This is a genomic window from Microvirga lupini (assembly GCF_014191055.1).
In the GTDB taxonomy this organism is placed as follows: domain Bacteria; phylum Pseudomonadota; class Alphaproteobacteria; order Rhizobiales; family Beijerinckiaceae; genus Microvirga; species Microvirga lupini_A.
On the sequence record NZ_JACHWB010000002.1, the window covers coordinates 557,614 to 584,041 of the forward strand.

Annotated in this window: 24 protein-coding genes; 14 read left to right on the top strand and 10 right to left on the bottom strand. The window is 63.9% G+C overall.

The features are described 5' to 3' along the window. The first annotated feature begins 74 nt into the window (after positions 1 to 74). The 3 genes from thrC to FHR70_RS09740 all read left to right on the top strand — a co-directional run bounded on the left by thrC (position 75) and on the right by FHR70_RS09740 (position 5,850). A complete protein-coding gene (thrC, locus tag FHR70_RS09730) occupies positions 75 to 1,490 on the top strand; it encodes a threonine synthase (protein ID WP_183449512.1) in 1,416 nt (471 codons plus the stop codon). Further along, positions 1,487 to 2,770, top strand: coding sequence for a M16 family metallopeptidase (locus FHR70_RS09735; protein WP_183449514.1), 1,284 nt, complete (start codon positions 1,487 to 1,489; stop codon positions 2,768 to 2,770). The genes thrC and FHR70_RS09735 overlap by 4 nt, the downstream gene beginning before the upstream one ends. A 200-nt stretch (positions 2,771 to 2,970) precedes the next feature. Then, on the top strand, positions 2,971 to 5,850 hold the full coding sequence (locus FHR70_RS09740; RefSeq protein WP_183449516.1) for an EAL domain-containing protein: 2,880 nt from the start codon (positions 2,971 to 2,973) through the stop codon (positions 5,848 to 5,850). An 18-nt stretch (positions 5,851 to 5,868) separates the two neighbouring features. Here the strand turns inward: FHR70_RS09740 and FHR70_RS09745 are convergent, their stop codons facing one another. Further along, positions 5,869 to 6,480, bottom strand: a complete 612-nt coding sequence (locus tag FHR70_RS09745) for a YqgE/AlgH family protein (RefSeq protein ID WP_183449518.1) — start codon at positions 6,478 to 6,480, stop codon at positions 5,869 to 5,871. A gap of 105 nt (positions 6,481 to 6,585) precedes the next feature. Between FHR70_RS09745 and FHR70_RS09750 the strand changes: the two genes are divergently transcribed. Both FHR70_RS09750 and FHR70_RS09755 read left to right on the top strand, forming a co-directional pair. Then, on the top strand, positions 6,586 to 7,413 hold the full coding sequence (locus tag FHR70_RS09750) for a protein-disulfide reductase DsbD domain-containing protein (RefSeq protein ID WP_183449520.1): 828 nt from the start codon (positions 6,586 to 6,588) through the stop codon (positions 7,411 to 7,413). 39 nt (positions 7,414 to 7,452) lie between these two features. Further along, positions 7,453 to 7,935 carry a peroxiredoxin gene (locus FHR70_RS09755; protein WP_183449521.1) on the top strand — a complete coding sequence of 161 codons (483 nt, stop codon included), beginning with the start codon at positions 7,453 to 7,455 and terminating at the stop codon, positions 7,933 to 7,935. An 18-nt stretch (positions 7,936 to 7,953) separates the two neighbouring features. On the opposite strand, the gene rnhA is transcribed toward FHR70_RS09755, so the two are convergent. From rnhA to ispH, 3 genes are read right to left on the bottom strand one after another with little or no spacing between them, the layout of a single operon-like run. Then, positions 7,954 to 8,421 (bottom strand): ribonuclease HI, encoded by a 468-nt coding sequence (rnhA, locus tag FHR70_RS09760; protein WP_183449522.1) that lies wholly within the window; start codon positions 8,419 to 8,421, stop codon positions 7,954 to 7,956. Next, complete coding sequence (locus FHR70_RS09765) at positions 8,418 to 9,383, bottom strand: homoserine kinase (RefSeq protein ID WP_183449523.1); 966 nt, start codon at positions 9,381 to 9,383, stop codon at positions 8,418 to 8,420. Before FHR70_RS09765 ends, rnhA begins: the two co-directional genes overlap by 4 nt. A gap of 3 nt (positions 9,384 to 9,386) precedes the next feature. Next, positions 9,387 to 10,346, bottom strand: coding sequence for a 4-hydroxy-3-methylbut-2-enyl diphosphate reductase (gene ispH, locus FHR70_RS09770; protein WP_183449524.1), 960 nt, complete (start codon positions 10,344 to 10,346; stop codon positions 9,387 to 9,389). A gap of 360 nt (positions 10,347 to 10,706) precedes the next feature. Here ispH and FHR70_RS09775 point away from each other — a divergent pair, with 360 nt between their 5' ends. Genes FHR70_RS09775 through FHR70_RS09785 form a run of 3 tightly spaced genes read left to right on the top strand, consistent with a single transcriptional unit; the run spans position 10,707 to position 14,709 of the window. Then, complete coding sequence (locus tag FHR70_RS09775) at positions 10,707 to 12,554, top strand: monovalent cation:proton antiporter-2 (CPA2) family protein (RefSeq protein WP_183449525.1); 1,848 nt, start codon at positions 10,707 to 10,709, stop codon at positions 12,552 to 12,554. Further along, on the top strand, positions 12,554 to 13,933 hold the full coding sequence (locus FHR70_RS09780; protein WP_183449527.1) for an MATE family efflux transporter: 1,380 nt from the start codon (positions 12,554 to 12,556) through the stop codon (positions 13,931 to 13,933). The genes FHR70_RS09775 and FHR70_RS09780 overlap by 1 nt, the downstream gene beginning before the upstream one ends. Positions 13,934 to 13,968: 35 nt before the next feature. Next, a complete protein-coding gene (locus FHR70_RS09785; protein WP_183449529.1) occupies positions 13,969 to 14,709 on the top strand; it encodes a DUF937 domain-containing protein in 741 nt (246 codons plus the stop codon). Here FHR70_RS09785 and FHR70_RS09790 read toward each other — a convergent pair. Beyond that, complete coding sequence (locus FHR70_RS09790) at positions 14,706 to 14,993, bottom strand: DUF1127 domain-containing protein (protein ID WP_246407995.1); 288 nt, start codon at positions 14,991 to 14,993, stop codon at positions 14,706 to 14,708. The genes FHR70_RS09785 and FHR70_RS09790 overlap by 4 nt on opposite strands. 271 nt (positions 14,994 to 15,264) lie before the next feature. On the opposite strand from FHR70_RS09790, the gene FHR70_RS09795 reads away from it, so the two are divergent. Beyond that, a complete protein-coding gene (locus FHR70_RS09795) occupies positions 15,265 to 16,155 on the top strand; it encodes a LysR substrate-binding domain-containing protein (RefSeq protein ID WP_183449533.1) in 891 nt (296 codons plus the stop codon). Here FHR70_RS09795 and FHR70_RS09800 read toward each other — a convergent pair whose 3' ends face one another. Beyond that, positions 16,156 to 17,085 (bottom strand): DMT family transporter, encoded by a 930-nt coding sequence (locus FHR70_RS09800; RefSeq protein WP_183449535.1) that lies wholly within the window; start codon positions 17,083 to 17,085, stop codon positions 16,156 to 16,158. A gap of 229 nt (positions 17,086 to 17,314) precedes the next feature. Beyond that, positions 17,315 to 18,115 carry a class I SAM-dependent methyltransferase gene (locus FHR70_RS09805; RefSeq protein WP_183449537.1) on the bottom strand — a complete coding sequence of 267 codons (801 nt, stop codon included), beginning with the start codon at positions 18,113 to 18,115 and terminating at the stop codon, positions 17,315 to 17,317. Positions 18,116 to 18,431: 316 nt separating this feature from the next. On the opposite strand from FHR70_RS09805, the gene FHR70_RS09810 reads away from it, so the two are divergent. Further along, a complete protein-coding gene (locus FHR70_RS09810; RefSeq protein ID WP_183449539.1) occupies positions 18,432 to 19,040 on the top strand; it encodes a hypothetical protein in 609 nt (202 codons plus the stop codon). A gap of 170 nt (positions 19,041 to 19,210) precedes the next feature. Here FHR70_RS09810 and FHR70_RS09815 read toward each other — a convergent pair whose 3' ends face one another. The 3 genes from FHR70_RS09815 to FHR70_RS09825 form a co-directional block, all read right to left on the bottom strand. After that, positions 19,211 to 19,615: a nuclear transport factor 2 family protein gene (locus tag FHR70_RS09815; RefSeq protein WP_183449541.1), complete on the bottom strand. Its 405-nt coding sequence runs from the start codon at positions 19,613 to 19,615 to the stop codon at positions 19,211 to 19,213. 54 nt (positions 19,616 to 19,669) lie between these two features. Further along, a complete protein-coding gene (locus FHR70_RS09820; protein WP_183449543.1) occupies positions 19,670 to 20,737 on the bottom strand; it encodes an SDR family oxidoreductase in 1,068 nt (355 codons plus the stop codon). A 243-nt stretch (positions 20,738 to 20,980) separates the two neighbouring features. Further along, positions 20,981 to 21,427, bottom strand: a complete 447-nt coding sequence (locus FHR70_RS09825) for a hypothetical protein (RefSeq protein WP_183449545.1) — start codon at positions 21,425 to 21,427, stop codon at positions 20,981 to 20,983. A 98-nt stretch (positions 21,428 to 21,525) separates the two neighbouring features. Here FHR70_RS09825 and FHR70_RS09830 point away from each other — a divergent pair, with 98 nt between their 5' ends. The 4 genes from FHR70_RS09830 (at position 21,526) to FHR70_RS09845 (ending at position 26,284) form a co-directional block, all read left to right on the top strand. After that, a complete protein-coding gene (locus FHR70_RS09830; RefSeq protein WP_183449547.1) occupies positions 21,526 to 22,206 on the top strand; it encodes a TetR/AcrR family transcriptional regulator in 681 nt (226 codons plus the stop codon). A 424-nt stretch (positions 22,207 to 22,630) separates the two neighbouring features. Next, the gene (locus tag FHR70_RS09835) at positions 22,631 to 23,986 is read left to right on the top strand and encodes a TackOD1 domain-containing metal-binding protein (protein ID WP_183449549.1); all 1,356 of its coding nucleotides are present in this window, start codon (positions 22,631 to 22,633) and stop codon (positions 23,984 to 23,986) included. Further along, the gene (locus FHR70_RS09840) at positions 23,983 to 25,260 is read left to right on the top strand and encodes a glycosyltransferase (protein WP_183449551.1); all 1,278 of its coding nucleotides are present in this window, start codon (positions 23,983 to 23,985) and stop codon (positions 25,258 to 25,260) included. The genes FHR70_RS09835 and FHR70_RS09840 overlap by 4 nt, the downstream gene beginning before the upstream one ends. A 13-nt stretch (positions 25,261 to 25,273) precedes the next feature. Next, the gene (locus FHR70_RS09845; RefSeq protein ID WP_183449552.1) at positions 25,274 to 26,284 is read left to right on the top strand and encodes an HlyD family secretion protein; all 1,011 of its coding nucleotides are present in this window, start codon (positions 25,274 to 25,276) and stop codon (positions 26,282 to 26,284) included. Positions 26,285 to 26,428: the final 144 nt, after the last annotated feature.

A 26,428-nucleotide genomic window follows, 5' to 3' on the forward strand; every position in this document is an offset into this window, starting at 1 on the left:
TCTGCGACCGGATGCGGCTTGCCGTGTCCGGTTCATAACCATAATGTCCGGCCGAATTTTCCAGGAGATCGACTGTGCTCCATGTCTCGACCCGGGGGGAAGCCCCGGCGCTCGGTTTCAGTGATGCCCTGCTGACCGGCCTCGCCCGGGACGGTGGCCTCTATCTGCCCGAAAGCTGGCCGAGCTTAACTGCTGAGACAATCGGCGGCTTCGCCGGCAAGCCCTATGCGGAGGTGGCCAAAGCCGTGCTCGGGCCGCTGGTCGACGGCGACATCCCCGAGGCCGCGCTCGGCCGCATGATCGACGAGTCTTACGCCTCGTTCCGCCACGCCGCCGTCTGCCCGCTGACGCAGCTTGGCGACAACCTCTTCGTGCTCGAGCTCTTCCACGGCCCCACGCTCGCGTTCAAGGACGTGGCGATGCAGTTGCTCGGTCGCCTCATGGATCACGTGCTGAAGGCGCGTGGGGCACGCGCCACCATCGTAGGCGCCACTTCGGGCGACACGGGCAGCGCGGCCGTGGAGGCCTTCAAGGGCCTCGATCAGGTCGACATCTTTATCCTCTACCCGCATGGCCGCGTGTCGGACGTGCAGCGCCGGCAGATGACCACGGTGGCTTCGCCCAACGTCCATGCGCTCGCGGTCGAGGGCACCTTCGACGATTGCCAGACCATGGTGAAGGGCATGTTCAACCATGCCCGCTTCCGCGACGAACTGCAGCTCTCGGGCGTGAACTCCATCAACTGGGCCCGCGTGGCAGCGCAGGCCGTCTATTACTTCACCGCTGCGGTTGCGCTGGGCTCCCCTCACCGCCCGGTCTCGTTCTCCGTTCCCACGGGCAATTTCGGCGACATCCTCGCCGGCTGGGCGGCCAAGCGCATGGGCCTGCCGATCGAGCGGCTGATGATCGGCACCAATGCCAACGACATCCTGGCCCGCACGCTGGGCTCAGGATCCTATGAGATCAAGGGTGTGCATCCCACGACCTCGCCATCCATGGACATCCAGATCTCGTCCAATTTCGAGCGCCTGCTGTTCGAGGCCTACGGCCGCGATGGCGAAGCGATCCGCCGCCTCATGGCGAGTCTCAACCAGTCCCGCGCTTTCCTCATCGACGCCGAGCCGCTGTCTCGCATCCGCGAGGAGTTCTCGGCTCAGGCCGTCGACGAGGACAACGTCATAGCGGAGATGGCCGAGACCTATCGCAGCACCGGCTACGTGCTCGACCCGCACAGCGCCGTCGGCACCCGCGCCGCACGCGCCCTGCTCAAAGAAGATCCCGCAACACCGGTCGTGGCTCTCTCCACGGCCCATCCGGCGAAATTCCCGGACGCGGTCGAGCGTGCGACTGGCGTTCGCCCCGCACTTCCGCCGCACATGGCTGATCTGATGGAGCGCAGGGAAAGCTTCACGGTTCTTCCCAACGACCAGGCTGCGGTCGAGCGCTTCATCCGCGAGCGCGCGCGGGCGGTCAAAGGCGCTGCCGCATGAACCAGCATTTCGTCCGCGAGAAGCGGATCGACATCACCACCCTGTCCAACGGCCTGATGGTCGCCACCGAGCGAATGCCGGAGATCGCCACCGCGACGCTCGGCGTCTGGGTCGGCACCGGCTCGCGCCACGAGCAGCCGCATGAGCATGGGCTTTCGCATCTCATCGAGCACATGGCGTTCAAGGGCACGGCGCGGCGCTCCGCCCGACAGATCGCCGAGGACATCGAGAATGTGGGCGGCGACATCAATGCCGCCACCAGCGTCGAATACACGAGCTATACAGCGCGCGTCCTCGGTGAGAACGTGGATGTCGCCCTCGACGTGCTCGGCGACATCCTCATCCACTCGGCTTTCGACGCGGGCGAGCTTGCCCGCGAGAAGGGCGTGATCCTGCAGGAATACGCCGCCGTCGAGGACACGCCGGACGATCTCATCTACGACGCCTTCATGGAAACAGCCTTCGCGGGCCAAGCCGTCGGCCGCCCGATCCTCGGCACTCCGGACACCATCAAAAGCTTCGACGAGGCGACGATCCGCGCCTTCCTGGCGCGGGAATACACCCCTGGCAAGATGGTGCTGGCGGCCGCCGGCGACGTGGAGCATGCCCAGATCGTCGATCTGGCCGAGCGCCTGTTCGGCGCCATGCCGACTGTTCCGGCCCGCCAGCCCGAGGCGGGGCACTATACCGGCGGCGAGCGGCGCATTTCCCGCAAGCTCGAACAGGCGAACATCGTGCTCGGCCTGCCCGGGCTGTCGTTCAAGGACCCGAACTACTACGCCGCGCATCTCTTCGCCCATATGCTGGGCGGCGGCCTGACCTCGCGGCTCTGGCATGAAGTGCGCGAAACCCGCGGCCTCGCCTATTCTATCGATTCCTTCCACTGGCCCTTCTCCGATTGCGGCCTCTTCGGCATCGGCGCCGGAACGGCCGGATCGGACGTGCGGGAACTGATGGACGTGACGCTGGCCTGCATGGTCCAGGCCACGCAGGACATCAGCGAGATCGAGCTGATCCGCGCCAAGGCGCAGATGAAGGTGGCCCTGCTCACGGCCCTGGAAACTCCAGGCGGCCGCATCGAGCGGGTGGCCCGCCAGCTCCTGTCTTGGGGCCGGGTGGTCGGCAGCGAGGAGATCGTCCGAAAGGTCGATGCCCTCAAGGTGGAGCATGTGCGCGAGGCGGGTCGCCGTCTGCTGCAGGGTGCGCCCACCCTCGCGGCGATTGGTCCGATCAAGGCGCTGCCCTCGTTGGAGAGCATCGCCCAGGGGCTGCGCGGCTGATTTTTCTGCCACGCCTGCCTTTAGGTCACGCCCAATTCTCCTCAATCCCGCCGTAAACGGGTCCCATGGCCCGATGGTAACAATAACCAATGAGTCCTGCGGACAAGTGGGGGCCTGTTCCGGCTCCGCCTTGCTCTCAAGCCTCCTGACCGGTACCAATCCTGTTCCTTTGTTTTAGTACCGGACGAAAGACCGAAGCATTGCGGATCGTATCTTTCGCCATAGCCCTTCTCTTGGCGACATTCCTGGGGCTCGCCTGGCCGACCAGCGGCTGGGCCGTGGAATCCGTGCGCGTCGACCCCAAGATGAAGGCCATCGACCTCACCCCGGCCATCGAACGCTACAACTCGGACGGGGACGAGATCCGCATTTCCACGGCCCCGGGGCGCGACGGCATCGTCCGCCGCATCGCCGTGAAGGCGCGCGAGGCCGGCACCCGGCCGGACTGGATGGTCTTCGCGCTCACCAACGACACCGACGAGCAGATCGAGCGCCTCCTGGTCGCTCCGCATTTCCGCCTCACCGGTTCCGGGGTGATCTGGCCCGATCTCGGCGCCACCCGCATCGCGGCGATCACGGCGAGCCAAGGAATCAGGCCGGAGCGCGACGACAGCGAGGACGCCGACCTCTTCCTCATCACCCTCGATCCCGGCACGACCGTCACCTTCGTGGCGGAGCTGCGCTCCGAGAACCTGCCCCAGGTTCATCTGTGGGATGCGGATGCCTATAAGGACCGGGTCAACGGCCTGACGCTCTACAAGGGCATCATCATCGGCATCGCGGGCCTGCTTGCCCTCTTCCTCACCATCGTGTTCGTGGTGAAGGGTGCCCTGATCTTCCCGGCGGCCGCGGCGCTGGCCTGGGCGGTGCTGGCCTATGCCTGCATCGATTTCGGTTTCTTCCAGCGCGTCTTCCCGATCACGGAAGCCACCGAGCAGATCTACCGCGCCGGTGCCGAGGCGGTGCTCTCGGCAACGCTCCTCGTCTTCCTCTTCGCCTATCTCAACCTCAACCGCTGGCACGTGCGCTACAGCCACGTCACGGCGTTCTGGCTCCTGTTCCTCGGGGGAATGGTGGCGCTCGCCATCGTCGATCCCCCGGTGGCCTCGGGCGTAGCCCGCATGTCGATTGCCGCGGTGGCCGGCATCGGTTTCGTTCTCGTGATCCATCTGGCGACGCACGGCTACGACCGCGCCGTGATGCTCGTTCCCACTTGGCTGCTCCTGGTCGCCTGGGTGACGGCCGCGAGCTTCACCGTGGTTGGCCAGCTCTCCTCCGATCTCGTCCCCCCTGCCCTGGTCGGCGGCCTTGTGCTGGTGGTCATGCTCATCGGCTTCACGGTCATGCAGCACGCTTTCGCCGGAGGCGGCTTCGCGCGCGGATTTGTCAACGACACGGAGCGTCGGGCGCTGGCCCTCACCGGGGCAGGCGACATCGTGTTCGACTGGGACGTGGTCTCCGACAACATCTTCGTCAGCCCGGAGGTCGAGCATCAGCTCGGGCTCAAGCGCGGTTCGCTGGAAGGGCCGGCCTCCGCGTGGCTCGACCTGATCCATCCCTTTGACAAGGACCGCTACCGGCTCGCCCTCGATGCGGTCATCGAGCAGCGTCGCGGCCGCCTGACCCAGGACTTCCGCCTGCGCTCGTCGACCGGCGCGCACCACTGGTTCCGGCTCCGGGCCCGCCCGGTGATCGGTTCTGACGGCGAGGTGCTGCGCATCGTCGGCACCCTCGCGGACGTCATGGACAGCAAGACCGCGGAAGAGCGCCTGCTGCACGACGCCGTGCACGACAATCTGACGAGCCTGCCGAACCGCCAGCTCTTCTATGATCGTCTGGAGGCGGCCCTCACCTTCGCTAGCCAGGACGATTCCTTACGTCCGACCGTCGTCGTCATCGACATCGACAAGCTGAAGGACGCCAACGCCACCGCAGGCTATGCCGCCGGCGACTCGATCCTGCTGACCCTGTCACGCCGCCTGAGCCGCCTGCTGAAACCGCAGGATACGCTGGCGCGCATCTCGGGCGACGAGTTCGCGATCATCCTGCTCTCGGAGCGGGAGACGGACCGCATCATCTCCTTCGCCGACATGGTCCGGCGCGTGGTCACGACACCGTTCACCTACTCGGAGCGCGAGTTCTTCCTCACCGCGTCCATCGGCATCGCGCTCTACGATCCGCAGATCGCCGCGCGACGCGAGGAGGTGCTGCGCAACGCCGAGATCGCCATGGCACATGCGCGGCGCAACGGCGGCGACCGGATCGAGGTGTTCCGGCCCACCATGCGCTCCGACCGCAGCGATCACTTCACCATGGAGACCGACCTGCGCCACGCCCTCGACCGGGGGGAGATGAAGGTGCTGTTCAAGCCGATCGTGCGCCTGGAAGACCGAACCATCGCAGGCTTCGAGTCGATGCTGCGCTGGGATCATCCGCGGCTCGGGCGTGTCGGGCCTGAGGACTTCATGTCGATTGCCGAGGAGACGGGCCTCATCGTCAAGCTGAGCGTGTTCCTGCTCGAGCAGACCGGCCGCGAACTGGCCGCGTGGCAGAACGCCCTCGAGGTCGAACCGCCGATCTTCGCCAGCGTGAACATGTCGAGCCATCACCTGCTGCGCCACGACCTGCTGCAGGACGTGAAGACGGTGATCGCCCGCTCCGGGGTCATTCCCGGCACGCTCAAGATCGAGATGACGGAAAGTCTCGTGATGGAGAACCCGGAATACTCGGCCCAGATGCTCTCGCGCCTGCGCGACCTCGGGGCCGGCCTGTCGCTCGACGATTTCGGCACCGGCTATTCCGCTCTCGCCTATCTGCAGCGTTTCCCGTTCGACACGATCAAGGTGGACGAGTCCTTCGTGCGCCAGATGGCGGCCGGCAGGCCCGTGATCCTGCGCTCCATCGTAAAGATGGCGCACGAGCTCGGCATGGAGATCGTGGCGGAAGGCGCAGAAAGCGAGTCCGAGGCGATCGAGCTCTACCAGCTCGGCTGCGAATACGCACAGGGTCCCGTCTTCGGCGAGCCGATGTCGACGCTCCAGGCGCGCCAGCTGGTGGGGGCTGCTCCGGCGGCGGCGTGATCAGTCCGCCACGTCAGATCAGGCGTGGCCGGCTTCCATGGACAGCATGGCGGGCTCGATTCCAATCCGGCGCAGGGCCATCTCGTAGCGCACATCCGCGGCCGTGTTGAAGACGAGCTCCGCATCGGCCGGGGTATTGAGCCAGCCATTGGCCTGCATCTCCATCTCCAGCTGGCCCGCGCCCCAGCCCGCATAGCCTAAGGCCAGCACCGCGTTCTCAGGCCCGTGGCCGGCCGCGATGGCGCGCAGGATATCGATGGTGGCGGTCAGGCAGATGCTGTCGTCGATGGGCAGGGTCGATTGGGAGAGGTGGAAATCTGGCGAATGGAGCACGAAGCCGCGGCTCGTCTCCACAGGACCGCCCATGAGCACCTGCATGGTCCCCACCTTCTGCGGCAGGCGGATGCGCTCCATCTCGGGCACGATCTCGAGCTGAACCAGCAGATCCGGCATGGTGACGTTGGCGGCAGGCCGGTTGAGGATGATACCCATCGCCCCTTCGGCCGAGTGGGCGCAGATGAAGATGACGGCCCGGGCGAAGCGTTCGTCCATCATTCCCGGCATCGCCACGAGAAGCTGCCCGTCGAGGTAAGTTGATTCGGTGCCGTATGGTGAAAGGTGAGAGCCCATATCCTACAATCTGCCTTGCCGGACTTGCCGCCCGATCACAGGATCGTGGATGGCAGACCCGAGAATAAACGCATAAGGGAAGTGCCTCAGGGAGGCGTCAGTTCCATGGCATCCATGTTCCGCGCCGCTTCGGTTGCGTTTTTTTGTATTTTGTCCATTGCCGTAGCCGACGCGCAACCCATCAAGCCCTCCGCCTCGACCCAAGGGTTCCATTCCCGTGCCCGCCTGATCGGTGGCGGGCAGCAGGGCGAGCATTGGCTCGCCGGGATCGAGATCACCCTCGACCAGGGCTTCAAGACCTATTGGCGGACCCCTGGGGATTCCGGTCTGCCCCCGCGGTTCGACTGGTCCGGATCGGAGAACGTCGCCAGCACCGAGATTCGCTGGCCGGCCCCCAAGCGGCATGAGGATGCGGCGGGGGTCGCCTATGTCTACGGCAAGCAGGCGGTGATTCCGGTCCTTGTGAAGCCCAAGGACCCGACAAAGCCCATCAGGCTCGTCCTGGCGCTGGAATACGGGGTCTGCAAGGACATCTGCATTCCGGCCAATGCGGATCTCACCCTGGACCTCAGCGGCGCCGATTCCGAGCGCAAGGCCATCGAGGCGGCACTGGCCAAAGTTCCACTCCTTCAAAAGCTGGGAGCCCAGGCGGATCTGTCGATCCTGTCCATCGCTCCCGTCGCCGGAGACAAGCCGGCCTTTACGGTCACCATCCAGGCGCCTCCCGGTACGAAGCCTGCTCTTTTCCCGGAGGGGCCGGAGAACTGGTTCTTCTCAGCGTCCCACCCGGCCGAGGGCGACCGCTTCACCGTCACGATCGAAGAGAAGCCGAAGGATGTTTCGGGGCCTGTTCCCCTGCACCTGACCCTGGTGGCCGGGGACAAGGCCGTCGAGACGGAAGTCAGCCTCGACGAGAACGGGAAGCCGCGCTAGGGATAAAGCATTCAGCATCATAGCTTTGGAGACCCTGCCATGCCCATCCAGGTCGGCGAACGCCTGCCCCAGGTCACTTTTCGCGTCATGACGTCTGACGGTCCCGTGGCCAAGACCACGGACGATCTCTTCAAAGGCCGCAAGGTGGTTCTCGTCGCCGTCCCCGGCGCCTTCACCCCCACCTGCCACCGCAACCACCTGCCGGGCTACGTGCAGAAGAAGGACGAGATCCTGGCCAAAGGAGTCGATGCGATCCTCGTGACTTCGGTGAACGACGTCTTCGTGCTGGAGGCCTGGGGCAAGGCCTCCGAGGCCACAGGCATCGAGTTCATCTCCGACGGCAATGCGGATTTCGCCAAGGCCATCGGCCTGTCCATGGACGGGGCAGGCTTCGGCCTCGGCACCCGGTCCCAGCGCTATTCCATGGTGGTTGAGGACGGCGTGGTGAAGGCCCTCAACGTGGAGGACGCCCCCTCGAAGGCGCAGCATTCCGGCGCCGAGAACCTCATGAAGGATCTCTGATCCGACCCCACCGGAGGGTTAGGCGCTAGCCCTCCGGCCATTCTTCTTGAACGGCTGCATCGCCGCAACGGCGAGTTCGTCGACGCGAATGTTCGTCGGATCGTCCGCGTGCCCCTTCACCCAATGCCAGGCGACGTCGTGGCGGGAGGCCGCCTCGTCGAGTTCCCGCCAGAGATCCTCGTTCTTCACCGGCTTGTTGTCGGCGGTGCGCCAGCCGCGCCGCTTCCAGTTGTGCATCCACTGGGTGATGCCCTGGCGGACATACTGGGAGTCCGTGAACAGGTCGACCGCGCAGGAGCGCTTGAGGGCGTTCAGCCCCTCGATGGCGGCGCGGATTTCCATGCGGTTGTTGGTGGTGTGCGCCTCCCCGCCGGAAATCTCTTTCTCGCTTCCGTTGAAGAACAGAATCGCGCCCCAGCCTCCCGGCCCGGGATTTCCCGAGCAGGCGCCGTCGGTGTAGATCATCACGCGCTTGGTATCACTCATGCTTCAAGTCCGTATTCTCGCGCGTGCTTCACGTGGCGGTGGAAATTGAGCTTGCGGTCGTATTCCATCGGATCCTTCGGCTTCACCAGCGCACCCGGCGGCACGTTGAGCCAGTCGACCAGACGGGTCAGCATGAAGCGCATGGCCGATCCCCGGCAGAGAGTTGGCAGCGCCTCGACCTCTTCCGCATTCAGACGCCGCACGGCCTGATAGCCGGCAAGCATCGCCTGTCCCTTGGTGAGATTGAACGAACCGTCGATCTCGAAGCACCAGGCGTTGAGGCAGATGGCGACGTCGTAGGCGAAGGCATCCGTGCAGGCGAAATAGAAGTCGATCAGTCCCGAGACTTCCGGGCCGATGAAGAACACGTTGTCGGTGAAGAGATCCGCATGGATGATGCCGCTGGGCAGGCCGCGCGGCCACGAGGCCTCAAGGTTCGCCAGCTCCCGCCTGGTCCGCTCGGCAAGGCCCGGCGACACCGTATCGGCCTGAGCCTCGGCTTGGGCGAAGAGCGGCCTCCAGGCCTCCAGCGTCAGGGCGTTGGGCCGGTACCCGTCGAAATCCTGCCCGGCCAGGTGCAGCTTCGCCAAGGCGCCGCCGAGAGCCCCGCAATGCTGGGCCGTCGGGCGGCGGACCGCGATGCCCTCTAAGAACGTGATGATCACGGCGGGCCGTCCGGCGACCCTCCCTAAGGGCTCGCCCCTACGGTTGTTGACCGGCAACGGACAATTCAGCCCCTTTTGCGCCAGATGCTGCATCAGTCCGAGGAAGAAGGGCAGATCGTCCTCCCGCACCCGCTTCTCGTAGAGGGTGAGGATGTAGGAACCTTTAGTGGTGTGGAGGAAATAATTGGTGTTCTCCACGCCCTCGGCGATGCCCTTGTAGGAGAGCACCGTGCCGATGTCGTAGGTTTCGAGAAACGCCGACAGCTCCTCGTCGCTGACTTCCGTATAGACCGCCACCGTTTACTCCGCCGCCTGCTCACGCAACTCGCGCGGCAAAGGAAAGAACACGCTCTCGTCCGCCGTGGACACGCTCTCGACCGAGACCTCGTAGCGCTCGGCGAAGGCGTCGATGATCTCCTCCACCAGGATCTCGGGCGCGGAGGCGCCGGCCGTGATGCCGAGGCTCCGGATGTTGCCGAAGAGCGACCAGTCGATGTCCTCGGCCCGCAAGATCAGGCGGACCACAGGGCAGCCCTCCCGCTCGGCGACCTCCCGCAGGCGCTGGGAATTGGAGGAATTAGGCGAGCCCACCACGATCATGGCGTCGACCTGCGGGGCTACCCGCTTGACGGCGCCCTGGCGGTTGGTGGTGGCGTAGCAGATGTCCTCCTTGTGCGGCCCGACGATGGCGGGAAAGCGCGTTTTGAGGGCATCCACCATGTCCTGCGTGTCGTCGACCGACAGGGTGGTCTGCGTCACGAAGGCGAGGTTGTCGGGATCCTCCGGTTCGAGCCGGGAGATGTCGTCGACGGTCTCGACCAGGGTCACCGCCCCTTCGGGGAGCTGGCCCATGGTGCCGATGACCTCGGGATGGCCGGCATGGCCGATCAGGATGATGTGTCGGCCCCGCTTGTAATGGACCTGCGCCTCGCGATGGACCTTGGTCACCAGCGGACAGGTGGCGTCGATGGCGAAGAGGTTGCGGGCCTGGGCCGCTTCAGGCACCGACTTGGCCACCCCATGGGCCGAGAAGATGACCGGCGCCCCGTTGTCAGGCACCTCGTCGAGTTCCCGCACGAAGACCGCGCCCTTCCGCTTCAGGTTTTCCACCACGTATTTGTTGTGCACGATCTCATGGCGCACATAGACCGGCGCCCCATGGATCGCCAGCGCCTTCTCGACGGCATCGATGGCACGGACGACCCCGGCGCAGAAGCCGCGCGGGGCACAGAGCAGAATGTCGAGGGGTGGCTTCGTCATGATGAGGCGATGTGGCGAGACGAGGCCCTTCCTGTCAAGCGGGAGCGACGCTTATTCGCGGCGGGGGGTGATCCCAGCTCCGTGTCATTCCCGGCCGCAGCGCAGCGGAGGAGAAGGGAATCCACCCGCACCCTCAGCATTATGGATCCCCTTCCCTCGCCTCCGGCTTGGCCTGAGGATGACACCGGGACATCCTCTCTCGCAGGCGGGAGAGGGACAGAACCTCACCTGTCGCAGTGGCTGGATGTGACAAGGCGCACTCGGAGCGCCGGATGCCCCGCATGGTCCTCAAGAATCGCTCGCGCCTCCGCCCAAGAATCCCTACAACGGTGCAGCAGCCTCTCACCTTCCCTGATCCCCATGGCATCCACCGCGTCCCACGTCAGCTTTCTTCCACCCATCCTAACCTTCTGCGGCGCGGCGGTCGTGGCCGTGCCGGTGTTTCGGCTCTTGGGATTGAGCGCAGTGCTCGGCTATCTCGCGGCAGGTGTCGCCATCGGGCCATCGGGCCTGAGCCTGGTGGAGGATCCGCAGACGATCGCCACGGTGGCAGAGCTTGGGGTGGTGCTCCTGCTCTTCATCATCGGGCTCGAGCTCAAGCTCTCGCATCTCTGGGAGATGAAGCGCGACATCTTCGGGCTCGGTTTCGCCCAGCTGGCCATCACGGCGTTTCTCCTCGGCACTGCGGCCATGGCCCTCGGTTTCTCACCACCGGCCTCCTTCGTCACCGGGGTTGCCGTCGCGCTCTCGGCAACCGCCATCGCTCTCCAGATGCTGGGGGAACGCAACGATCTGCCGACGCCCTATGGCCAGCGCTCCTTCGCGATCCTGCTGTTTCAGGACCTGTCCGTCGTTCCCCTCCTGGCCATTCTGCCGCTGCTCGCGACTCAGGTTGGAGACCAAGGCTCGCTGGCCGACAGCCTTCTGGCGGTCAGCGAGGCACTCCTCGGGATCGCTGTCGTCGTTCTGATCGGCCGTTACGGGCTCAATCCCTTCTTCCGAATCCTCGCCCGCAGCGGCGCCCGCGAAGTGATGACCGCATCGGCGCTGCTTGTGGTGCTCGGTGCAGCCCTTCTCATGCAGGAGATCGGTCTGTCCATGGCCATGGGCGCCTTCCTGGCAGGGCTGCTGCTCGCCGAGTCCAATTTCCGGCACCAGCTGGAGGCCGATATCGAGCCCTTCCGCGGCATGCTGCTGGGCCTCTTCTTCATGAGCGTGGGCATGTCGATCGACCTTGCCCTCGTCCGGGAGCAATGGGTGATGCTCGCCCTTGCAGCGCCGGTCGTTCTCCTAGGAAAGACCCTCATCATCGCGGTCCTGTCGCGGCTGTTCGGCGCCAGCTGGCGCGATGGTCTGCGCTCGGGCACGATCCTGTGCACGGCCGGCGAATTCGCGTTCGTGCTGATCCCGGTCGCGGCAGGCCTCGGCATCATGTCGCCCGCCGAGGCGCAGCCGCTGACCGCGCTGGCCGCCATCACCATGCTGTTGGGACCGCTCCTGTCCACACTCGTCGAGAGGCTTCTCAAGAACCATGTCGGGAGCGCAGACGAGCCTGACCTGCATGGGCTGAATGTTCCCGAAGGCGAACTCGAGAGCCGTGTGCTCGTGATCGGATTCGGCCGGTTCGGGCAGATCGTCAACCAGGTTTTGCTGGCACAGGGCATTCAGGCAACGGTGATCGACAGGGATGTGGAGCGCATCCGGGATGCCGGACGCTTCGGCCTTCAGGTCTATTACGGCGACGGGACCCGCCTCGACGTGCTGCGCGCAGCAGGCGCCGAAAAAGCCGAAATGATCTGCGTCTGCATCGACGATCAGGAAGCGATGATGAAGATCATCGAGATCATTCATGAGAACTTCCAGAACGCCCGCAGCTTCGTGCGCGCCTACGACCGCATTCATGCGATTGAGCTCATGAACCGCGATGTCGATTATCAGATTCGCGAGGTCTTCGAATCCGCCATCGTATTCGGGCGCGCTGCCCTGGAGGAACTCGGGACGGATCCTGAAATGGCCGCCCAAGCGGCCAACGATGTCCGCAAGCGCGACATTGCCCGCCTTGTCCTCCAAAAGGAGGTCGGCGCGATGGGTGGAGCGGAACTCGTGGTGGGTTCCAAGATTACCCCCGAGCCACTCACGGCTCCCGCCGGCAAGGCGAGAGCCCTCAGCCCTGAGACACGGGACATCCTCGGCGAAGGGGTCATCTGATGGACGCAAGTCCTTCGACGGAAGAACTGGGCCGGAAGGCCGACACGCCGCGCTTTGTCGTCGGCTCGACCATGCGTCATGTGCTTGTCATGACGGGAACGGGAGCGGCCGGGCTTGTCGCGATCTTCATCGTCGATCTGGTGTCGCTCCTCTACATCTCATGGCTCAACGATCCGAGCATGACAGCTGGCGTCGGCCTCGCCACCGTGGTGATGTTCTTCACGATCTCGATCAATGTAGGCCTGATGATCCCCATCGGAGCGCTCGTCTCGCGCGCTCTCGGGGCGCGCCGGCCAGACGATGCGCGGCGTCTGGCAACCTCGTGCTGCATCCTCATGACGGCGATCGCCGCTGCGATCAGCTTGCTCGTTCTGCTCATGCTGCCCATCATCCTGAAAGCACTGGGCGGGCATGACCGGACCTACGACGTTGCCCTGAGCTTTCTCTGGATCGCCTTGCCGACCAATGCCGTGATGGCGTTCGGCATGGGATTGTCCACTGTGTTGCGCGCGGTTGGCGACGCCAAGCGGGCCATGTACGCCACATTGTCCATTGCAGTCGTCACAGTCTTTCTCGACCCGATCCTGATTTTCGGACTCGACATGCAATCGAACGGCGCAGCGTTGACAATCAGCATTGCGCGGTTTGTCACGGTCTATATCAGCTTCCGGTATGTGACGCGCATCCATAACCTGCTCGCCCTCCCTACCTGGAAAGGAATGCGGCACGATGCGCGCCCCTTCCTGGCCATCGCGATTCCAGCCATCCTGACCAACATCGCGGCTCCTGCGGCGAATGCCTTCTTCACAGGTGTCATCGCCCGGTTCGGAGACCAGATCATCGCAGCCTCCGCCATCATCGACCGAGTCACGCCGGTGGCCTTCGCCGGACTGTTCGCGCTCGCCGCCGCGATCGGTCCGGTGCTGGGGCAGAACTGGGGCGCGCAGCGTTACGACCGTATGAAGCAGATCCTGAAGGATGCGCTCACCCTCACCGTGGTCTATGTGGGCTGCGTCTGGCTGATCCTGTTCCTCGTGCAGGTTCCGCTGACGCGGGCCTTCAATGCCCCTGAGGAGACGGCCGAGCTCGTGCAGTTCTTCTGCCAGCTCAGCGGCTTTATCTGGCTCTTCATCGGGCTCGTCCTGGTGTCGAACGCCTCGTTCAACAATCTCGGCTATCCCCTGCTCTCGACCTTCTTCAACTGGGGACGCGCGACGCTCGGCATGATTCCGTTCGCTTATTTCGGCGCTCAGATGGCGGGCCCGAAGGGAGCCCTCGTGGGGATCGGCCTCGGCTCCGTCGCCTTCGGCATTGCAGCGATCATCACGGCGTTCTGGACAATCCGACGCATTGAGAGGCAAGCTGCTCCGTCCACCTGACCATCAGGTGCGGACGTTTTGGCGAGGAGGCTGCAATGTTCAACTGGTTCGATCTGATGCGCCAAGCGCAGACCAGTGCAGCCCTGGATGCCCTCGCACGGCAGTTCGGGCTTTCCGGCGACCAGCCGCAGCGGACCATGGCGGCCTTCATGCCGGCCTTCGCCATGGGGCTCCAGCACGCCATGGCGTCGAGCGATCCGGCCCGTGTGCTTCAATCCTTGATGGGAGGAGCCTATCAGAATTTCTGGCAGGCGGCCGGCAATCCCTTCACGCCCCAGGCGCAGCAGGAAGGCCGACAGCTGCTCGACCAGATCTTCGGCTCCGATGAGGTCAGCCGACGCGTGGCGCACCAGGCGGCGAGCTATGCCGGCATTAGTGCCGACACCATGCAGCAATTGTTGCCGGTGCTCGCCGGAATCCTGGCGGGCGGCACGTCCCACTGGATGATGGCCCACGCGCAGGCCTTTCAGAATTTCGCCCAGTCGAAAGATAGTCAGCAGGCCTCTTCAGCAGCAGCCAATCCATGGGCTGATCTCTGGACGAACTGGATGAAGGCCGCCTCGCCCGAGAAGAAGCCGGCCAACCCCTTCGAGGAGATGGTCGCAGGTTTCTTCCAGATGCCTCCGCCGGCGGAGCCGCCGAAACCGGAACCGCCATCCTCGTCCCCATCGCTCGACGAGATGATGGAAAAAGGGCGCGAGATGCAGATGCAGTATCTCGCGTCCCTCCAGTCGATTTTTTCCGACGTCAGCAAGGCCGACGACAAGAAGTCTTAGGCGCAGCGCTTCGCCGGCGTCACGAACGGAACGACCGGTCGAGCAGGCCTTGCCGAGTGATCGACCTTCTCGCTTCGGGAATGTCGCTCTGCACTTCGAATCAACACCCACGACGGATTGCGCAGAAGCGGCTCCAACAAAGCACTCGACACATCACTCGGGGTGAGCCCGATATCCTTGAGCATCCGCTCATCCAGCTCGGCAAGGTGCCTGATCTCGCGGCGATGCCTCAGAGCTTTGGCAAGATTCGTCAGCGAACGGACGACCTGCACCAGAGCGGTCATGTCAGCGAAGATCATTCTGGTTGCTATCGACTTGGTCATCGCTGGTTTCCTTGCTCTCACTCTTGATTCATTGGTTTTGGAAGATGGGTGGTAATCTTCCTGTCACCTGCCAATGACTTTCTGAGAGCGACTGCCAGGAAGCTCTCAGCTAAGCCTTTGATTGTGCTTGTCTTTCAATTTCATGTGACAGGTTTTACCAGATCTCTTTCATCACTTGAAACGATTGTTTGAGATATGTATCATCAATGTGATTGATGATGAGGTTTGCGCCATGCACCTGCTCGACATTGACCAGCTCAGAACGTTCGTCGCCATTGCCGATACCGGCTCGTTCACCCGCGCGGCGGAGATCGTGCACAAGACGCAGAGCGCGGTGTCCATGCAGATGAAGCGGCTGGAAGACCGGGTCGGCAAGGCGATCTTCGAGCGCGACGGGCGCCTGTCGAAGCTCACCGATGAGGGCGAGCGCCTGCTCGACTACGCCCGCCGGATCGTGCGGCTGAACACCGAATGCATGGCGTCCTTCAACGACAACGAGCTCACGGGCCGCGTGCGCCTCGGCCTGCCGGACGATTACGCCGACCGCTACCTGCCGGAGATCCTGGCGCGCTTTTCGCGCTCCAACCCGAAGGCCGAGGTGACGGTGATGTGCGAGCCGACGCACAACCTGATCGAGCGCATCCAGCACGGCGATCTCGATCTGGCGATCATCACCCATGTGGACCGGCGCGGCCCGTCCGAGATCGTGCGCATCGAGCAGCTTTTATGGGTAACGTCCTCGCGCCACGGGGTGCACGAGGAGAGCCCGGTCCCGCTGGCGCTGGGGCGCCCCAACTGCGGCTGGCGCCACTCGGCGACCGAAGCCCTGGAGGCCGCCGACCGCGCGTTCCGCATCGCCTATGTGAGCTGGCATTCGACGGCTGTCGGCGCGGCCGTGCTGGCGGGACTGGCGGTCTCCGTGCTGCCGGAGAGCGCCGTGCGCCCCGGCATGCGGATCCTCGGGCCGTCCGACGGCTTCCCGGCCCTGCCCTCGTGCAAGATCGGCCTCATCCGCGCCCGCAGCGAGGAGAACCCGCTGGCGGATGCGCTCGGCTTCCACATCAAGCAGTCGCTCGACAATCTCGGCTCCACCCGCACGGTGCAGCCGATCGCTGCCGAGTGATCAGGCTTTCGAGGGCCGCCGCAGCACGAGCACATTGCCCACAAGCGCCAGCACGACACCGATGACGGCGAGCGGCGTCCACACATAGCCCTCGATCAGGGTCGAGACCGTGAGCGCCACGATGGGAAACAGCACCGTGGCGTAACCCGCCCGCGCGGCCCCGAGCCGCCGCAGCAGGGTGAGGTACGACATGAAGGCCAGCACCGAGGCGCCGACCGCGAGATAGACGAGCGAGCCCACATACTTCACCGTCGGCTCGATGATGAATTCGTTGCCGCGCAAGAGATTCAGCGCCAGCAGCACCGCACAGCCATAGGTCATCCCCCAGGCGGTGGCGGAGAGCAGCGGCACGCCCCGGCGCTGCACGATGGTCGAGATCATGTTGCCCGAGCAGAAGAACAGGGTGCCCATCACGCAGAGCGCCAGCCCCTGGAGCGCCGCCGCATTGAAGCCCGCGCCCGTGATCTCCGGCCAGAACAGGAACACGATTCCCAGCACCCCGATCACGCCGCCCGCCGCCACCCGGGCCTCAGGCCGCTGCCGGAAGATAACGAAACCGAGCACGAGATTGAACACGGACGCGAGCGAGAACACCACCGAGAGCAGGCCGGACGGGATGCTCAAACCGCCGTAATAGAACGAGATGAAGTTGAACGAGAACAGGCAGCAGCCCACGGCGGCAAAGCGCAGGTGGTCGCTCAGCGCGAAGCGCACTTTGTGGCCGGTGGCGAGCACCCAGGCCCACATGAGCACGGCCGCCAGCAGGAAGCGCCACAGCACCGACATCTCCGGCGCCACCACCCCGAGCTGCGCCCGGATGCCGATCCAGCTCACGCCCCACAGGAAAACGGTGGCGGCGTAAAGGCCCAGGGTGGAACCGTCGATCCGGCTCGGATTCTGCGCGGGCATGGCGGCGGTGGCGTGACTCATGGCAGTGTGGTCCTCTTGGGACCACCCGAATACGCCCGATGAGCCATCACGACAAATGATGATATCTGATCATTTGCCCTTGAAACGGTGATGAGAGAACCCGAAACGGCGCTTCGCCCTGGAACGCCCTTGGAACGCCCTTTGGAATGCTCCTGGAACGGCCTTGGAACGGCTTGGAACGCCCGCCAAGGCCTTGAAACTCTTCTGGAACGGCTTGAAACGGCCGTTCCTACCCGGCCACCCGCCCCTTCGCCGCCCAGGCCCGCACCGCCAGCAGGATCTCCCCGTCCGGCCCCGTCGGCAGCCGGGCACGGAGCCGCTCGCGCAGCTCCTCCCGGGCCGGCTCGGTGAGCGACATGCAGTATTTCGGCGCGGAGCCGGTGCCGCCGAGGAAGGGCGTCCAGTAATCCTCAAAACTCTCGAAGGCGGCCGCGATGTCGATGGCCCGCACCTCCACGCCCTCGAGGCCGGCGCCAGCCAAAAGCTCCCGCAGCGGACCGGGCCGGCAGACCGGCGCCTTCACCCCGTCGTCGAAGTCGAGCGCGCGCGGGTCGAGGGCTGCCGCCACGTCGAAGAAGTGGCGCATGATCTGCATGTGCCCGGCATAATCCCAGACATAGAGCCCCACGAGGCCGCCGGGCCGCACCACCCGGGCCATCTCGGCCAGCGCCGCCGCCTTGTCGGGCAGGAAGTTCAGCACGAGCCCCGAGACCGCGAAGTCGAAGGCATCGTCGGCCTCCGGCAGCGCCAGCGCATTGCCCTCTTTGAACGCCGCCCGTGGATCGGACACCCGAGTCCGCGCCAGTTCGAGAAAGCCCGGCGCGCTGTCGATCCCGACGATCCGCGCCGGCGCGGCCCTCTCCAGCAGGGCGGAGGTCACGATCCCGGTGCCGCAGCCGATATCGACGCAAGCCCCGCCGGGTCCCGGCGCGAGCCAGTCCACGAAACGCGGCGCGACCTCCCGGCTCCAGCGGCCCATGTAGCGTTCGTAAGATTCGCCTGCGCCCCACAGACCCGGCTCGTTCGGCATCGGACAATCCTCCGCGCCCCTGGATGAGTGTACGGCGCAGGTGTAAGCGCGGCAATGCTGCTGAGACTAGGCAGGAGCCCGTCCGGCCCTTGTCAACCCCGGCAGTCCGCAGGACCGGGAAGAGGATCCATGACGCCGAGCCCGTGAGTGGATTCCCTTCCCCTCCGATGGCTGCGCCATCTCCGGCCGGGAATGACAATCCGCCAAGCCTGGACGCTTCCAGGGATGAATGACGGTGTAGCCAACCTTGACGGTTTCTCTCTGAACATTATCTTGTTCTTGTTTTGTACTCGTCGATTATGAAGAAGCGATCGCCATGACGGATTCTGACCCCGCCTCCGCCCCTCTCCCGCCCGGCCCCTCGGCCCCGTCCAGCCTGCGCGACAAGCTCAGCCCGGAGCGGATCGCCGAGCTGCGCGAATGGGTGGAGGGCTCCACTGTCTCCTTCAAGCGTCTCGGGGCGACGCTGGGCGTCTCGGCCTCCACCCTGTCGCGCTATGCCACGGAAGGCGGCTGGAGGCGTCCGCCCGGCGCGGCCACGCCCACCCGCAAAGGGAAGCGCCACCCGGAGCCGGAGCGCCGGCGCAAAGCGCCTCGCCCTGTTTCGGGCGAGCGGCGCCAGGAGATCACGGAAAAGCTCTGGCGCCTCGCCGAACGCCATGCGGAGGAACTGGAGCACCAGCCCATCGCCCACGCCCACCGCGCCCTCCAGCCCCTCGCCCGCCTCACCCGGACACTCGGCGAGATGGACAAGCACGTCCACCCGCCTCTACCGCCAGGGCAATACGAGATCGACAACCAGCCCCGCCGCAGCCTCCACGAGCTGCGCGCCGAGCTCGTGGCCCATCTGGAGCGCATCGAGCGCGAGGAGAAGGAATACGATGAGCGCTATCGCTGGACGTTCGAGAATGGGGCGGGGATTTGAAGTAAACTCGCGAAGTCGCACTTGGCGACGCGACGCTCGATCAGGCTCCCAGCAAAGGCTTTTCGCGGTCTGCCGCTCCTCCTTGTTCTGCACCTTGAGCAAGTCCGTCTGATGATATGATGACGGTGTTTAGAGCTGTCGTAGCAGATGGCGCGCCAAGAGGATCTCAACTACCGGATGGCCGTGGCTTGCGACCAGACGACCATCCAATGTCCATCACGATCTTCATAAGTGTCGGTGTGCCAGTAGTCACTGAGGGGAACTTTGTGCCCGCCGAAGACGACTTCGAGCTGAGCGCGATATCGAAGAACCGCGACCCCGTCGTAGAGCCGCACGGCGATGTCGCCTGGCTGCCATGTCAGGTACTTGAGCTGCCCGGAGGCGATGGCACCCATATAGTCCTGCTTTGAAAGAGCCACGCCGATTGGCGTTATCAGCTGGAAGTCCGGAGCATGAAAGCGTTTTGCCTGATCGATATCAGCGCTGACCAGGGCGCGAAGCCTGGCACGTTCCGTTTCCCGCAGATTTTCGGCGTCGCCGGTCGGTGAGAACGCGTCGGTGGTCGGGATTGTCATGTGTGTTCTCCGTGATGGAAAAAAGATCGATTGATCGCTGTTGAAATCGGCGGGTCAAGCGTGCTGGTCAGGCCTCACGGCGGGCACCAAGCCTAAGTCGATGAGGCTTTGTGCACTGGCCCGGATACACTCCTCGTCCGGTCGTGAGCTCCAGTTCAGGATCCGCCTCGCCTTTGCTGCGCTGACGCTCAGATCCCGACCGAGTTCGTGAACGATCGTTCGTGCGTTGGGATCGGACTTCGCCATATCTCTGACGACGTCATCGGGAACTTCACGGATCGGCAGCCGGGACGCATGGTGGGGAAAGGAGCGTGCAAGAACGGCCACCAAATCCTTGAGCCAGAAAAACCCGCCGCCGACAATGAAGCGTTGGCCGCCAGCCGCTGGAACTGTCATTGCCCGGATGTGGGCATCCGCAGCATCGCGTACATCCACAACGGAGAAGCCAAAACGCGGGATGCCGTCGAAGTGCCCTGACATCAGGTGATGAATCAAGCCCACGGATGTCCCAATCTTCGTGCTGAGCAAAGGCCCAAGGATCACGCTGGGATTGATGACGGCAAGGTCGAGCCCGACGTCCCGCGCAAAGCTCCAGGCAGCCCACTCGGTGAGTGTCTTCGATTTGTAATAGGGAGTCGCACGGGGGCTTTCCGGGTCGGTCCAGTTGTCCTCGGTATAAGGCGCCTGGCCGTCGCCATGGTTCGTGGCCGCCACCGACGATGTCATCACGACGCGCTTCACCCGCGCCTGGTGCGCTGTGCGGAGCACTCGCAACGCACCATCATGGGCTGTCCGGATCAGCTCACGCTCATTCTCGGGAAACCCTGGGGGAAAGGGCGACGCCGTATGAATGACATATCGGCAATCCTTGACAGCCGCAGCCCAGCCATCATCGCTGTCAAGATCGGCCTGCACAAAACTGAGATTCTCCGCAACATCCCTATGAGTATGGGATCCAAGTTCGCTGCGTATCGCATCGCTCTTGTCGATGTGCCGCAGGCTGCCCCGAACCCGATACCCTTGCTCAAGCAATTGCAAAGCAATGTGGCCAGCGAGAAATCCGCCAATGCCTGTCACCAGCACAGTTAACTTTTCGGGATCGTCATCGAGAGCAATGTTCATCGGATATCCTTGCAGCCGCACCTGAGGCGACCGCCAAAATCAAACACAGGAGTGATTGGGACGAGGTCGGCCCTCGCCATACGGAGCGCTGGGCTAAAGCATCCGATGTGAATCCGAACTCACGTCCGATGCTTTAAGTTTTTTGGTTTGACGCATCTTCTCACGTAAGACCGGTGTCATCTTTCGCGTTCGATGCTCTAGGGCCGTGACCGTTGAGTCTTTCCGACACGGCGCCCCATTGGCTCACTTCGTCGTGACGGTCACCAGGGCAGTCACCGGCTTGCCGTCCACGAGAACGGGCTTGTGGTGATCGTCGGCAAGAAGGACGCCAATCACGTGCCGGCCGGCAGTTTTTGGGCAATGGCCGAAGCGGGCCTTGATGAGGTCGCCCCCGAAGTCGCTGTTCATGCTGTTGTATGGTCTGCCTGGGATGTTGCACGTATCGCCGTCCGGATCGATCTTCATATGCACATGGCCGCATTGGCGGTTCGTGCCGCACTGGCCTGCGGGCAGCAGTGTGAAGTTGCTCCTCACCACGACGCCGATCGCCTTTTCAGGATCGTTCCCGAGGTCAACGGCTGTGTCAGGTCGCGGCCAGACGATCTCCAAGGTGGGCCGATCTTCGGCTCGGGCGAGCCCGATCGGCGATGCCAGGAGAGCAAGGCCGATCATCGAGGCGGAACGAAACATGTGGGTCTCCATCTGCGGTGTAATCACTGATTACATTCGGGAAAGACCGAGTCAACAAAATAATCGCTGATTACATCGAAGCGTGCTATCGATCAGAAATGGCCAAGAAATCCGTCACGAAGGCAGGCGAGCAGCCCAAGCCCTATCACCATGGCAACCTGGTCGAGGCGCTTATTGCGGCGACTGTCGAACTCATCGAGGAACGCGGGGTCGAGCAACTGTCCGTGCGCGAGGTGGCAAAGCGCGCGGGCGTTTCGCCCGGAGCGCCGTTCCGGCACTTCCGATCGAAGACGGCGCTCCTGACGGCTGTCGCCGAACAGGCGATGGATCGACTCACGGCATCAGTCGCCAGAGCCGTGTCGGACGTCGACAGCGCTGATCCCGCAGCGGCGTTCGAAGCGATCGGCCAGGGCTATCTCGAATGGGCGCTGGCCAATCCCACGCATTTCCAGATCATCAGTTCCCGCACGCTGATCGACTTCGACGAATCCTCTAGTCTGCGTGACCAGAACGGAGCCATTCGTGAGACAATGGTTGAATTGTTGACCCGAGCCCAACATCAAGGTCAGCTTGCCCCGGACGTTGACCTGGACCACCTCATTCTGGCCGCCCGCGCCTATGTCTATGGCTTGGCCCGCATGGCCATCGACGGCCACTTCCCGGAATGGCATCCGTCCGAACCGCCCGCCATCGCTGTGCGCAGGGCTCTGCATCTCTTTATGAGCCAGATGATCGTTCCGCCAAAGCGCGATCTCACGAAGCCGAAGAATCTCTCCTGAGAAACACTGAACCAGACATCCCGAGTGCAGCACAGGCGATGGCGAATGCTCTCGCTGCCTCGGCGCGATACTGGCGAACAGAAAGTCTCGAGGCGCGGGTCTTCCCCGGCGAGCTGCTCGTCGCATCATAGAAATGAAGTAACATACAGCATCGAGTTCTTTAATTAACGACAACGTGAATATGATCTATGTCAAATCAACTTCGCTTTGACTCGGGCATAGGATTAAAGGAACAATTGTTCTGATGATATGTATGACGGTTTGAGCAACGCAACCGAGAGTGTTGCCTCAAAGGCATGATGCCGCTCCGCCATACCGGTGCAAATCCGGATTGTTACACAACAACATCTTCATAGAACATTTGCAGGCAGCGCGATCACATCGTGGCCGCCGGATTCTTTGTAACGACACCTGAGTTTTTATCATGACATCACTCCTTGCCCGGTCAGCCCTCTCCTTGGGTGGGGTGATCTCGTCCCCCGAGCAGCTCGCCAACCAGGTTCTCGAGGTCTGGCGCGAGGCCGGCCTGAACTGGAAGCCGCAGGCCCGCTGGTTTCCGCGCATCCCCGTCTATCTTGACGAGGTTTTCAGCCTTCTGTTCGAGCCCGCGGATGGCGACGACATCGACGTCATCCTGTTCTCCGACGAGCGGCGCTCCGCGCCTCTGCACAACATCCGCGACTTCGCGGGCGGGCTCCAGGTTCCGATGATCGATCTCGGAGGACGCGCGGGAGAATTCGCCGACGCTCACTTCGACCTGATGGAACCGCGCACCTGGACCGAGACGGCGCGCCGCATCATCAAGTTCCGGCAGAGGCGCGAGACCCTCGCACCGCAATACCGCCATACGGTGGATCCCGATCTTCAGCTTCTCGCGCATATGTACGTGTCCGGACGCCAGCTGCGCGGCATGCGCTACCCGCTGACTCCGGAAGCCGTGTGCTATCCCGGCTTCATGTCGGCCGGCACGGTGGTCGAGATCGCCGAGCGGCTCGTTCTGCGCGGCTTTCTCAAGAAGACCTTCTTCGACCGGCTGCATGAATGCAGGACGTGCCGCTCGCGCCGGCTCAGCGTGCGCGAGGAATGCCCGTCGTGCCGCTCGGCGGATCTGCGCGAGACGTCGCTGATCCATCACTTCCACTGCGCGGCCCTGCTGCCGGAAGAGCAGTTCCGCCAGGGCCCGGCCCTGGTCTGCCCGAAGTGCAAGCGCCAGATGCGCAATTACGGCAAGGATTACGACCGGCCCGGCAACGCCTATGTCTGCAACACCTGCGACACCTGCTCGTCCGAGCTGGAGGTCGGCTTCGTGTGCCTCGACTGCAATGCGCGCATGGATGGCGAAGGGGCCGAGCGGGTCGATCTCTACAGCTACACCCTGACGGATGGATGTATCGCCTTCCTCGGGGGGAGCACCACGGCCCTCGCCACGACGCTTCCGGTGTCGCTCCAGCGCGAGATCGCGCGGGTTCAAGGGACGATCAATGCGCAGGCGGCGGTGGCCGAAATCCGCTTCTCCGAAAAGGAGGCGCTGATCGCCGGCCACGGGCGCTCGGCGTTCGAGCGAGCAAGCGATCTGTTTTTCGAGGATGTGCGCAACAGACTCGGAGGCGCTGCCTCGCTGCATGTGGGCGCGGACGCGGCCTATATTCTGGCGGAGCGGTTCGATGACGACCTGGAGCGCGAAATCCGCGCGGTTGTCGCCCGTGCGGAGGAACTCCTTCGGCACAGGCTCGGGGCGCAGCTGACGATTGCCCAGCGTTTCGGGAGCCCCGCGCCGTGAACACGCTTGAGGTCGGCTTCGCCCTCCTTCTGAGCCAGTCGATCCTCAGCATCCTGTCGGTCTTCTGGTACACCCTGCTCTTCGAGTTCCCCCGCTACATGATGCCTTTCATGGTGGCAGGCCTCACCATGCGCTCGCCCGACATGGAGGCTGTTCCTGCGGAATCGGAGGCAGCGTCGCGGCCGAGCGTCAGCATCATCCTGGTGGGCCACAACGAGGAGGAGTCTCTCGAGGCCTGCGTGCGGTCCCTGCACGAGCAGTCGATATCGGGCTTCGAGATCGTCATCGTCAGCGACGGATCGACCGACCGCATGTCGCAGCGGGCGCGGGACCTCGTGAAGCGCGGCCTCGCGACCCGCGTCTTTTCCACGGATCTCAGGGGCGGCAAGTCCAGCGGGATCAATCTGGCCTGCGCCTACACGACCGGCGAGATCATCATCAACGTGGATTGCGACTGCTCGTTCGACCGCTATGCCATCGAGCGTCTGATCGAGCCGTTCGCCGATCCGCGCATCGGCGCCGTTTCCGGCGACATCGCGCCCCGAAACAGCCATGCGAGCGTCATCACGCAGTTTCAGGAAATCGAGTATCTGCAGTCGATCTCCATCGGCAAGCGCATCGCCGACGCGTTGAATCAGGTCGTCTGCGTGTCCGGTGCCTTCGGGGCGTTCCGGCGCACGGCGCTCGATGACATCGGCGGCTTCGATGTCGGCGGCGGCGAGGATCTCGACATGACCATCCGGCTGCGCCTCAAGGGCTGGCAGGTCGCCTACGCGCCCGAGGCCGTGTGCTACACGGATGTTCCTGAGACGGTGTACCAGTATATCCGCCAGCGCCTGCGCTGGGAGCGCGACGCCATCTGGATCCGCTTCCGCAAGCACCCCAAGCTGATGAACCCGTTTTCTCCCGATTTCCGCCTGGGCGAAGCGATCCATCAATGGGACTTCATCCTGTTCAACGTGATCGGCGCGCTCATCCTCCCGGTCTATGTAGCCTTGCTCTTCGTGCAGTACGGCTCGTTCGCGCCTGCCATCCTCGTTGCGATGCAGATCGGGATCATGGCCATTGACGTGCTCATCCTGGCGGCTTCGGCCTGGAGCACGGGCCGTCACATCTTCCTGCGAAACATTCTCTTCGTGCCGGGATACTCCCTGTTCATGACCTATGTCATGCGGCCCGTCAGGCTGATCGCCTATATCGACGAATGGGCGTTCTCCGGCTCTCACCGCGACAACTACACCCCGGCCAAAGTCCGCATGCAACGCCCCTGGTAGAACGGAACATCACGTGAAGCGCCTCCGCAAACACCCTCGCATCGACCTGCTTGATGCTCAACAGCGCTCGTCATCCGGCAGGCTCGGCCGACTGACTTACCTTGGGCTGGTCGTTCTCTTCCTGGGCTCCCTCGCCTATTACCTGGCCGGCGGCATGGTCGTGCTGTCCATCGACGGCACGGTGCTCAACGACCGCTACTCCGTCGGCGCAAGCTATCCGGGCAAGGTGGTGGACGTCTATGTCAAGGAAGGAGACCGGGTCGAGGCCGGAACGCCGCTGCTGCGGCTGGAATCCTTCGAGATGGTGCAGGAGCTCGCCAACTTTGCCCTGCGTGACAGCGAGCTTTCCATCCGCGAGGGCCAGCTCAGCGGCAGGCTGACGGCCTTCGAGGCGGTTTCGCCGCTGGCGCTGCGCACGGCGCGCGAGACCATGGTGACGGCGACCCAGTTCGACACCGTGATGAGCAAGGGCATCGTGTCGTCGCTGTCCAAGGACGACGCCCTGCGCAACAGCCTGCAGGCCGCCGAACGGGTGGCGCAGATGCAGAGCGAGAAGCTGTCCACCGAAAACGAGCTGAAGCTTCTCCGGCAGTCACGCGCCATCTTCCGCGAAGCCATCGGCAAGCTCAACGGCATCTACGACGACGGCTATCTGCGGGCCGGCGTACCGGGCATCGTCGGCGCGAAGGTGCCGATACCGGGACAGATCATGAAGTTCGGCGACGAGCTGATGCAGATCAATGGTGGCCGATCCTATATCCTCGCCTACCTGCCCGACGACTACCTGTTCGACATTTCCGAAGGCATGCCGGTGAACGTGAGAGGTGGAGCATTGTCGGCGAAGGGGCGGATCGACGCCATCCTGACGGTTGCCGATGCGCTGCCTGCGGAGTTCCAGAACATGTTCCGCCCGCGCGACCGCTCCCGGCTGGCCCGCATCACCCTCGATGACACGAACCCCTTCGCCGTCTCGCAGAAGGTCGCGATTTCCGGTTGCGCCTTCGGCTATTGCTGGGCGCAGTGAACGGCTTGGAGGTTGAGGCTGTCTGCGCTGTCCCCTCGGCGAGCGGGAGAGAGCGTCGCCGGCAGGACACAGTGCTGAAAATTGAGTGTTCCGGCTGAAACTTGCGGCGCTGGGTAGCGCCCCATAAGGCGAACGGTCATTCCC